At 48.0% G+C, this 10,335-nt stretch carries 7 protein-coding genes and 1 pseudogene; 4 read left to right on the top strand and 4 right to left on the bottom strand.

Features of this window, described 5'->3' with window-relative positions:
* Positions 1 to 267: 267 nt before the first annotated feature.
* The 4 genes and pseudogenes from ACY2VT_RS11035 to ACY2VT_RS11020 form a co-directional block, all read right to left on the bottom strand.
* On the bottom strand, positions 268 to 531 hold the full coding sequence (locus tag ACY2VT_RS11035; protein ID WP_055219147.1) for a hypothetical protein: 264 nt from the start codon (positions 529 to 531) through the stop codon (positions 268 to 270).
* A gap of 53 nt (positions 532 to 584) precedes the next feature.
* Positions 585 to 1,460 (bottom strand): AraC family transcriptional regulator, encoded by an 876-nt coding sequence (locus ACY2VT_RS11030; RefSeq protein WP_461879931.1) that lies wholly within the window; start codon positions 1,458 to 1,460, stop codon positions 585 to 587.
* Positions 1,461 to 1,968: 508 nt separating this feature from the next.
* Positions 1,969 to 2,157 (bottom strand): annotated as a pseudogene (locus tag ACY2VT_RS11025) (histidine phosphatase family protein); the annotation flags it as partial.
* Positions 2,154 to 3,161, bottom strand: a complete 1,008-nt coding sequence (locus tag ACY2VT_RS11020) for a helix-turn-helix domain-containing protein (RefSeq protein WP_461879930.1) — start codon at positions 3,159 to 3,161, stop codon at positions 2,154 to 2,156. The gene ACY2VT_RS11020 and the pseudogene ACY2VT_RS11025, both read right to left, overlap by 4 nt.
* A 424-nt stretch (positions 3,162 to 3,585) precedes the next feature.
* Here ACY2VT_RS11020 and ACY2VT_RS11015 point away from each other — a divergent pair, with 424 nt between their 5' ends.
* The 4 genes from ACY2VT_RS11015 (at position 3,586) to ACY2VT_RS11000 (ending at position 10,297) form a co-directional block, all read left to right on the top strand.
* Complete coding sequence (locus ACY2VT_RS11015) at positions 3,586 to 4,440, top strand: ABC transporter permease (RefSeq protein WP_461879929.1); 855 nt, start codon at positions 3,586 to 3,588, stop codon at positions 4,438 to 4,440.
* A gap of 12 nt (positions 4,441 to 4,452) precedes the next feature.
* Entirely contained in the window at positions 4,453 to 5,316 is an 864-nt protein-coding gene (locus ACY2VT_RS11010; RefSeq protein ID WP_461879928.1) for a carbohydrate ABC transporter permease, read from the top strand.
* Between the two features lie 103 nt (positions 5,317 to 5,419).
* The gene (locus tag ACY2VT_RS11005) at positions 5,420 to 7,138 is read left to right on the top strand and encodes an extracellular solute-binding protein (RefSeq protein ID WP_461879927.1); all 1,719 of its coding nucleotides are present in this window, start codon (positions 5,420 to 5,422) and stop codon (positions 7,136 to 7,138) included.
* 195 nt (positions 7,139 to 7,333) lie between these two features.
* Positions 7,334 to 10,297 (top strand): beta-glucosidase, encoded by a 2,964-nt coding sequence (locus ACY2VT_RS11000; protein WP_461879926.1) that lies wholly within the window; start codon positions 7,334 to 7,336, stop codon positions 10,295 to 10,297.
* Positions 10,298 to 10,335 lie beyond the last annotated feature (38 nt).

The following is a 10,335-nucleotide window of genomic DNA, read 5'->3' as shown; positions in this document are numbered from 1 at the left end:
GACGACGACCGCCTGTACATCACGCCGCACATCGCCTGGGCATCGAAGGAAGCCCGCACGCGCCTGATCGGACTGGTGCAGAAAAATATTGCTTCGTACCTGGAAGGCGGCATGGAAAACCGCGTGGTATAAAAAAAGAGAACAATACATAAAAAGAGCCGGACATCCGACGGAACCGCAGAGGGGACTGTAAGAACAGCCGCTCCCAGGTTCCGCCGGATGCCCGGCTTTTGCATTTGCTTTATTCGTTGCAAAAACGAGAGAACATTATTCCTCTGTAATCTGAATTTCCAGATAATCAAACTCCAGCGATTCAATAAAATTATCCTGTGTGAACCGCGTTTTCGATCTCCGTTTAAACTCCGAAATATTCGTATCGAGCCAGATCGGCTTCGCCAGATTCCAGGCATCGCAGATTTCATCGAGCGCACGGAAGACCTTGTGCGTTCTGGTATCTTCATCGTCGATGCAGACGGTAAGATCCTGAAGAATATGATTGTTTTCCACTAATTTTCCCCACATCTGAAACATATTAAAAACCTCCTGAAAAGTACAAAGTAAACAGTGCATTTGGAACGATCGTATTAATCGCTGGTGACGGTATGCAGTTCCTTGAAATCCTTCGGCGAGATACCGTATTCTTTTTTAAACGCACGGTAAAAACTCGAATAGTCGTGAAATCCGAACAGCAGATACACCTTTGTGACCGGTACATCGCCGAGCAGCGCTTCACGGCACCTTGCCAGCCGCTTTTTGGAAATGTACTGGTGGATCGACATGCCGATTTCATCCTTGAAAACGTGTGCAATGTGATATTTGTTCACAAAAAGTTCCGCTGCCAGCCGTTCGAGTGAGAGATCCTCGGACAGGTGTTCATCAATATAGAAGCAGAGCTGTTCATACAGCGAGAGCTGTGCCTTCCGGGTGAGCGGGTGATGCTGCTCATACACCGTGCGGTTGATCTGCATCAGCAGGTCGCTGACGTAGAGAAAAATCTGCGTCTCTTTTCCAAAATGATCGGACCGCATTTCTTCGATCAGGCGGATCGTGCGGTACTGGATCGTGTTGAACTCGACGGAATCGAGCGGGAACAGATATTTCTGATTTTCGGCAGCGTATTCCATCAGGTAAACGTAGTCGGCGGAGCGGGTGCAGAGCTGCTCTGCAAAAGCGGCGCTGACCCAGAACACAAAGCGGCGGTACGGCACAGACAGGTCGTGCATCACCAGATGATGCGGCACGCCGGGCGGAATCAGAAGAAGATCGCCGGGCGTTGGTGTGTAGAGAACCCCATCGATTTCCAGTGAGATCGCCCCTTCGAGAAAGAGATAAAACTCATAATGCGTATGCGTATGTTCTTTTACGCCGGGCACATCGTTGGTGCTGTAATAGTATAACTCAAACGTATCCGAAATCATGTACTGCCGGATGGCAAATTTCGTCTGCAGTTTTTCTTTCATAATTAAAGCATCCTTGCAAAAAAATGATATTTTTGAACCATAACAACAATTCCCAGCATATCACAAAACAGCAAGTTTTACAATGTATTCGGCAATCCGCACAATAGAAAAAAACAACTTGTCCGGTTATGATACAAAGGAATAAAATAAAAACAAAATGCAGAACAAATTTCAGATAAAGATCAAAACGGAGGAACAGCTATCATGAATCAGATTCTCGAACAGCTTGGAACATACGGCATTGTGCCGGTTGTCGTATTACAGGATGCAGCAAAAGCAGAGCCGGCAGCTGGATGGTAAAAAATACAATGATTGAAAACAATGAATTCGACCGCATTGAAGAGCTGGTAAAAGAAGCAGTAGAAATTGTAAAAGAGAGCCGCGCGTAAGAAAAGCACAAAAGAAAATACGCAGAACAGTAAAATGCACAGAACAGATGCAGATGGCCGAAAAGCCTGAAACATCTGTCCTGTGCATTTGATTCACCTCCGGCAAGCTTTAATGCGCGGTCATGATACTGCAGTTCCCAGAGGTCTTTCGTGAACGCCTCCGGCCGCCCGATCGTGCGCTCATGCAGACGATCGTCCACAGAAACCTTCATGCCGAATGCCTCGGCGGTCTGCACCGCACGCAGATACGGAGAAGAATAGACGTCGGCGGGTTCCGAGTGACGGAACAGATAAATGGTTTTACTCATGAAAGAACAGCAGCCTTCTTTTCCAGGGATTGTATCCGGTACTGTGCCGGCGTCATCTGGTACTCCTTTTTGAAAATACGAATGAAGCTCTCAGGATTTTCATATCCGAGCTCATCGCTGATCTGTCCGACCGTCATGCTCGAGCCGGTCAGAAGTTCCTCCGCGCGCTGGAACCGTGTGTGGCGCAGAAGCTCGGAGAAAGTACAGCCGAGATTTTTCTTTAAATAGCGGGAGCAGTACGGCACCGTGTAGTGCAGTTTTGCCGCAAGCTCCGAGAGCGTGATCGTGTCGTAGTTGTTCCGGAACAGTGAAAGAATTTTGTCGGTGCTGTCATTTTCCTGGAGAGAATGCATCAAAAGCTCATCGGAGCGCACCAAGGTGATAAGAAGCGAGGTGAACATCGATGAGAGCATTGTGTCGGAAAACGTATCGGACCGCCGGAGCTCGTGGTAGAGACCGAGCAACTGGATCTGAAGCAGATCCTTTGCACCGCTGCGGAAGACAAAATACCGTCTGGCCGATTCTACGGATGAGGCGGTAAAGAAATGAAACAGCGTATCCGGCAGATGAAGTGTCGTCAGAAACGAATCCGTCAGCAGGGAATGATGCACAAAAATGCTGAGCGCAACGGCGTCGCCGACCGGGTGCACATGGTGTTTCTGCAGCGGCGGAAGAAAACAGAGATCACCGCTTTTTAACGTCTCTTTTTTATGTGCAAAAGTACAGACACATTCTCCTTCCATAACGTAAAGCATCTCAAAAAATGCATGAGAGTATGCCGGCGTCGGCGCATACCGCGGATGGCGCAGCGCAAGGAGCGAGCGGTTGTGATGCAGCGGGCAGCCGTGTTCCTGTTCTGCGCAGAGCAGCAGATCGTTCCAGGTCAGCGATGAATTTCCAGTCGCCAGGGCGGAAGGTGCCGGATTTTCTTTATAGTAGACTTCTTCCTCAGACAGTACGTCAAAAAGACGAAAAAAGTCAATATTCTTTGTGATGTTTTGCATGAACGTTTCCTCCTCATACGCCGCGATGCCGGAAAAAGGGATCTTTCGGCATCTCTGTCTGTCGGTCCAATGTCAAAAACTACAGTAATTCTAACGCGAAAACGATTGAAAAACTACCAAATGATTGCGAATCTCACCAAAAAGCATAAAAAAATAGATATAAATTAGTAAAAATGCTTACGCAAAGATCCATGCGTGACAAAAAAAGATAAAAAAAGTCAATGAAAGTGGACAAAAAACGCAATATAAAATGGGCTCTTCATCTGGTATAATGCAAACATCACAAAGAAGCGCGGAAAAAACGTGCGAAAAACGTGCAAAACAACGGAAAGGAATGGGGAGCATGGCGAAGGAAAAGGCAAAAAAGAAAAAAGGGCAGAAAATTACCCCCACAATTTTATGGAAACAGCGTTGGCTGCTGTTGATGTCAGTACCATTTGTAATCTGGCTGATCATCTTCAAGTACATTCCACTGTGGGGATGGACAATGGCGTTTCAGGAGGTAAAGCCTGCGACGTTCGCACTTCCGATCTGGGAGAGAACCTGGGTTGGATTCAAAAACTTTACAGATGCATTTAAAGACCGTCTGTTCACACAGACATTAATCAACACATTGGGAGTAAGCTTCCTCGACATCGCGGTCGGAACGATCGCAGCAATCGCATTTGCGGTTCTTCTGAACGAGATGTTCTTCACGAAGTTCAAAAAAGTAACGCAGACCATTTCCTATCTGCCGCACTTCGTATCCTGGGTTATCATCGCAAGTATTGCAAAGAACATCTTCAACGACGGTGGTGTTGTTGACAGTATCTTCGGCAGAAACCTGCATCTGATGAGCTCCAACACACCGCTCATCTGGGTAACCATCATCCTGATCAACTGCTGGAAAGAGGTTGGCTGGAACGCAATCATTTATCTGTCTGCTATGGCAGGTATTGACCCTGGTCTTTATGAGGCCGCTGATATGGACGGTGCAAGCCGTCTCCAGAAGATCTGGCATATCACCCTTCCGGGTATCCGCCCGACCATCATCGTACTGCTGATCATGAGCATTGGCGGTGCATTAAACGTAGGTATGGAGCGTCAGATGCTTCTTAGTAACCCGCTGGTTGAGGACCACACGATGGTACTTTCCTGGTTCTCTTATAAGAGAGGTATCGGAAACAGCAACTACGGTCTTGGTACCGCAATCGGTGTATTCCAGTCCGCTGTCAGTGTTACCCTGCTGCTGATCGCAAATAAGATTGCCGGTCTGGTTGGCGAAGACAAACTTCTGTAGGAGGACGCGAATATGAAAAAGAGAGCAAAAATATTTGACTACGTACTGGCGGTAATCTTCGTATTCCTCGTCATCATCACCATTTATCCGTTCCTGAACGTGCTGGCGATTTCGTTCAACGATTCCACGGATACGATCAAAAACGTAAACTTCATCATCCCGAGAAAGTTTACTTTAACCAACTACAAATACGTATTTAAAGACGGCGGTATTGTCACCCCGGCAATCATCTCCGTTCTTCGAACCGTAATCGGAACGATCATTGGTATCGTTTGTACCTCGATGGTAGCTTACACCTTAAGCCGGAGAGATTTCGTACTCCGCAAACCATTCCAGCTGCTGTTCGTTATTACGATGTATGTCAGCGGCGGTATGATTCCGGAATACCTTCTGATCATCCGTACTTTAAAACTCGGCAACAGCTTCCTGGTATACATTCTTCCGGGACTGATGTGGGTTTACAACATGATTCTGGTCCGCTCCTATATCGATGGACTGCCGATGGCTCTGCAGGAGGCAGCAAAACTCGACGGAGCCAACGATTTCCAGATCTGGTATAAAGTCGTTATGCCGCTTTGTAAACCGGTTATCGCAACCGTAGGTCTGTACTACGCAGTAGGACAGTGGAACTCCTTCATGGATACCTACCTGTATGCGAAAAAACTTCCGACTCTGCAGTACAAACTGTACGAGATCATGAATCAGGCGACCATGAAAATGGACGTTCACGCAGGAACCAATGTACAGACGGCCGTAACACCAATGTCCGTACGTATGGCCGTAACGATTGTAGCAACTGTGCCGATCGTTATTGTATATCCGTTCCTTCAGAAATACTTTATCGGCGGTATGACACTTGGTTCTGTTAAAGACTGATAAAAAACAGTATTAAAAAAATTTTTAGAAAAAGATGATGTTTATTCCTGCCAGGCGAAAGAAAGAGTGCAGGATGACATAAACCATTTTAAGGAGGGCTTTTATGAAAAGAAAAGTAGTATCACTCATGTTAGTATCTGCTATGGTGGCCGGAATGCTCGCAGGATGCGGTTCCGACAGTGGCAGCAGCAAGGGAGGGTCCAGCACAGAGACTGGATCAGCGGCAGAGGCAAGTTCTTCAGGCGAGACAGCAGATGATGCAGATGACAAATCTCCGATTACCTTTGAGTATTTTAACGCTGATGGTAAAAACGGCAACTGGGATAACCCGGTAGCAAAAGCAATCACAGAGGCAACAGGCGTTACACTTGATGTTTCCTATCCGGTAGCATCCCAGGGTGATGCAAAAGAAGATGTTGCGCTGATGATCGCAAATGATGAGTATCCGGACATGATTTATGCAAAAGGCTCAGCAACGGATTTGTATCAGGCAGGCGCGCTGATTGATATGACAGACCTGATTGAAAAATATGGTCCAAACATCAAAAAAATGTACGGAGCAGAACTGGAAAAACTGAAATGGAGCCAGGATGATCCTGGAATCTATCAGCTTTCCTACGCAGGTGTAAACCAGAAAACCCTGACAACAGGCGGAAGCTGTCAGATTCAGTGGGCTGCATTAAAAGAGAACGATTATAAATATCCGAAGACACTGGATGAGTATGAAAAAATGATCAAGAGCTATCTTGCAGCACATCCAAAAACAGAAGATGGTCTGGATATGATCGGTATCACCATGAGTGCTTCTGACTGGCACTGGATGATTACCCTTGGAAACCCGGCAGGACTGATCGCTGATGCATCCCCGGATAATGGACAGTGGATCATTGACGACGAGTACAACGTACATTACAAACATGTAACAGATGAAGAGAAAGAATACTTCAAATGGCTGTGCCGTATGTACAACGAAGGTATCCTGGATCCGAACTTTGCAACGCAGACAGATGATGACTATATTGCAAAAGTTGCCAGCGGCCGTGTTGTTGCCATCACCGATGCTGAGTGGCATTACAGCCAGTGCGAAGCTACTCTGGTAGCAGACGGAAAAGTAGATCAGACTTATGTTGGACTTCCTGTAACCTTAAGAGAAGATCAGGTAGAAAAAGCTCTTCTGTATCAGGGAACTACTGTTGGCTGGGGTATTGGAATTACCAAGAGCTGTGAAGATCCGGTTCGTGCCATCAAATTCCTTGACTATCTGTGCTCCGATGAAGGACAGATCCTGTATCACTGGGGTATTGAAGGCGAGAACTACTTCCTCGATGATAACGGACAGCCATATCGTACCGATGAAGAAGTTGCAAAAGCTCAGTCTGATCCGGATTATGCAAAGAATACCGGTATTGACAACTACACTGGATTCCCGATCTACGGAACAGGTTCCTACTCTGAAGACGGATTCCCATACACTCCAACTACCAAAGAGTCTGTTATTGCAAACTACAATACAGCAGAAAAAGAAGGATGCGAAGCGATGGGATTTGAGATGCTGACCGACATGTTTGCACAGCCGGAAGAGTTCGATCTTCTTCCATACTCTGCACTGTGGGCATATCAGCAGCCACAGGAACTTGCTGAGAAACAGACAATTCTGGACGAAATTGCTTGGCCGGGACTTGTTAAATGCGTAACTGGTACCGAAGATGAGTTTGATGGAAACTGGGAGACCATGGTAAACGATCTGACCAACAATGGTCTGGCAGATGCAGAAGAAGCTATGACAGAGTTCCTTGCTACCAAACTTGTTGATGTGGAGTAAGTAAAGCAAAAACATAAGGTTTTGCCGTTGAACGGAAGGCGGCACAAAAACATGGTCTGATATTATTAAATATCAGGCCATGTTTTAAAATACAGCGACAGTAATGGGAAATGTGAAACATTGTAAAAAGATAACAGTATATGGAAAATCTGCAAACAATTTCATGAGACAAAATCATAGGGAGGTTTTTGAAAAATGACAGAAAAGAAGGAGTTTCAGGTAAACAAAAACACACCGTTCTGGGATGCATCACTGACGGATCAGGAAAGAATCGACTGGCTGTTAAAAGAAATGACGGTCGAAGAAAAACTGGGATACCTCGCCAGCTCTTCCCCGGATCTGCCGCGCCTTGGCATCCCGGGAGTCTCTGTGGGCGGTGAGGCGGCACACGGCGTTGAGGGCAGAAACGATCAGAACGGTCTTGGAAAACCGGATGTGACAACATCCTTCCCGCAGCCGATCGGTATGAGTGCATCCTGGGACCCGGAGCTGATCCGACAGGCCGGTGAAGTAACGGGAACCGAGGCGCGCGTTGTATGGCACCGCCACCAGGGACATGGACTCAGCAGATGGGCTCCGACCGTTGATCTTGAGCGCGATCCGAGATGGGGAAGAAACGAGGAAGGCTACGGAGAGGATCCTGTGCTGACCGGAAAAATGGCCGGCGCTTATATCCGGGGAATGCAGGGCGATGATCCGAAGTATCTGCGCTGCGCAGCGACCTTAAAGCATTTCTATGGAAACAATACGGAGGTCGGCCGCGGATGGAAAAATTCTTCCATTGACCCGCGGAACAAATATGAGCTGTATCTGGAGCCATTCCGCAGATGTATTGAGGACGGCGGCGCAGAGGGCATTATGACGGCATATAACAAAATCAACGGAACGATCGGTATCCTGAATCCGGAAGTAACCGATATTCTGAAAAAACAGTACGGCCTCCGTCACGTTGTCAGTGACGGCGGTGCGATGGGACTTGTCGTGACGCTGCATCACTATTTCGGACAGCATGCGGAGACGATCGCAACGGCACTGAAAGCCGGTGTGGATGCCATGTCTGACGATCCGCGTATGGTAGAGCAGGCAGCACGCGAGGCATATGAGCTTGGTATTCTGAAAGAAGAGGATATGGACCGCTCCATTCGCTGTATGATGGAGACGAAGCTTCGTCTCGGGGTTTATGATCGGGAAAATCTGAATCCGTATGACCGTGTGACCGAGGACGATATCGATTCCCCGAAGGCACGTGAAATCTGTAAAGAGCTGAGCCGCGAATCGATCGTGCTTCTGAAAAATGAGAATGGAGCGCTGCCGCTTGACAAAGCTCTGAAAGCAGAAGATATTGCCATTGTCGGACCGCTTGGTGATGCATGGTATCAGGACTGGTACGGCGGAACGGCGCCATACCGCACAACCTTCCTGCAGGGAATGGAAGCGCTGAAAAAGGAGAGCATTACGTTTGCGGATGGTCTGGATCGCGTTGTTTTCCACTGTGATGGAAAAGGTCTTGCCGTGGCAGAAGACGGAACACTTCAGGTGGCAGATGAACCGGATGTGTTTATCAAGGAATACTGGGGTGAGGGAAGCTATACGTTTAAGAGTGTCCGTACCGGAAAATACCTCGGCGCAAGACTCTCAGAGTCGCAGGGAGAAAAGCCGAAAATGGGACAGATTGCGGCAGACCGGGAGGAAGCCTTCGACTGGTTTGTGATGGAGATTTTCCACGTGGAGCCGCAGGAGGATGGCCGCGTTGTGCTGACCAACCGTTTCCATTACCCGGTTTATAGAGATGCGGAGGGATTTTTCTCCTTCGAGCAGACGGAGGGAACTCCGATTACCATGGAGGTTGTCGAAAACGGAATTGAAAAAGCAGTTGCTGCAGTCCGGGGCAAAAAGCAGGTTTTACTTGCGCTCGGCTGTAACTCCGTGATCAATGCGAAAGAGGAGATCGACCGCAACACACTGGAGCTGCCAGAGGAGCAGGAGATGCTGCTTGACCGGATCGCAGAGGTCAATCCGAATACCGTTCTGGTGCTGTTTACGAATTATCCGTACACACTTCAGAAAGCGATGGAAAAACTGCCGGCGATCATCATGTCTGCAACGGGAAGCCAGGATATGGGAAGCGCAATGGCAGAGGCTGTGCTTGGAACCTATGCACCGGCCGGCCGTCTGAATATGACCTGGTATGAGAGTATCGATCAGCTGCCGGACATTGACGATTACGACATCATCAAAGGAAAAAGAACGTACCGCTATTTCGATGGGAATGTATTGTATCCATTCGGCTATGGCCTGACGTATACCACATTTGCGTATGAAAACTATAAGGTTTCCTTAAAAGACGACCGTTGGCTGCAGATCTCCCTCGATGTGAGAAATACGGGTGATACCGCAAGCGACGAGGTTGTCCAGATCTACGGTTCCGCTCTGGAATCCTGCGTGAAGAAACCAATCTGCCAGCTGCTTGATTTTGTCCGTGTGAAAAACATTGCCCCGGGCGAGACGAGACACGTGGCACTGGAAATTCCGGTGGAGGAGCTTCGCTTCTACGATGTCATCAGCCGCAGACTGATGGTAGAAGAAGGAACGTATGAAATCTATGCGGGCGCATTCTGCAAGGATAAAGCCGTTTCCACAGAAGTCTTTATTCCGGGCGGAAAGAGGGGAGTGCGCGATCTGAGTGTATTTACCGCGGCAGACCACTATGATGATTACGAAAACATGTATCTGACGGAAGGCCATTTCAACTTCAAGGCAGTCCGCGTGCAGGATGAGACGAAAGAAGGTGTTCTCGTTTACCGTGACTGTGATCTTTCCGATGCTGCTGTTCTGGCACTTCATGTGAAGAGTGAACGCGGCGGCAGTGTGGAAGCCTTTGTGGACGGTGTTTCAATGGGAAGCTTTACCGGTGACACAAGAACCTGCGAGTTCCGCAGCGCTCCGAAACTGGACCGCTATGCGGAGAAAGAAGTAAAAGAGCGCAACCGGTACCGCGAGCCGGTTTATGAGGATGTTGAAATTTCCCTCGCAGACAGACCGCAGACGGACGGCGCATCTGAGATCCGTCTCGTCCTGAAGGGGGATATGCGGATCTGCTATCTGCGTGTGCTGAAAAATAAGAGCACAGGAAAAATTCAGATGGGCGTAGCAAACTAACCAGATAACGTATTGTCTGAAAAAAGTATTGACAAATT

It is taken from the genome of Fusicatenibacter sp., assembly GCF_050872605.1.
Lineage (GTDB): Bacteria > Bacillota > Clostridia > Lachnospirales > Lachnospiraceae > Fusicatenibacter.
Note: the sequence above shows the minus strand (reverse complement) of the source record. Positions and strands in the feature narration are given on the sequence as shown.

What these genes read in the sequence shown, in the direction of transcription:
- ACY2VT_RS11030 (WP_461879931.1), bottom strand. Translation starts at nt 1,460, where the DNA reads ATGAAAGAAAAACTGCAGACGAAATTTGCCATCCGGCAGTACATGATT.
- ACY2VT_RS11010 (WP_461879928.1), top strand. Translation starts at nt 4,453, where the DNA reads ATGAAAAAGAGAGCAAAAATATTTGACTACGTACTGGCGGTAATCTTC.
- ACY2VT_RS11035 (WP_055219147.1), bottom strand. Translation starts at nt 531, where the DNA reads ATGTTTCAGATGTGGGGAAAATTAGTGGAAAACAATCATATTCTTCAG.
- ACY2VT_RS11015 (WP_461879929.1), top strand. Translation starts at nt 3,586, where the DNA reads ATGTCAGTACCATTTGTAATCTGGCTGATCATCTTCAAGTACATTCCA.
- ACY2VT_RS11020 (WP_461879930.1), bottom strand. Translation starts at nt 3,161, where the DNA reads ATGCAAAACATCACAAAGAATATTGACTTTTTTCGTCTTTTTGACGTA.
- ACY2VT_RS11005 (WP_461879927.1), top strand. Translation starts at nt 5,420, where the DNA reads ATGAAAAGAAAAGTAGTATCACTCATGTTAGTATCTGCTATGGTGGCC.
- ACY2VT_RS11000 (WP_461879926.1), top strand. Translation starts at nt 7,334, where the DNA reads ATGACAGAAAAGAAGGAGTTTCAGGTAAACAAAAACACACCGTTCTGG.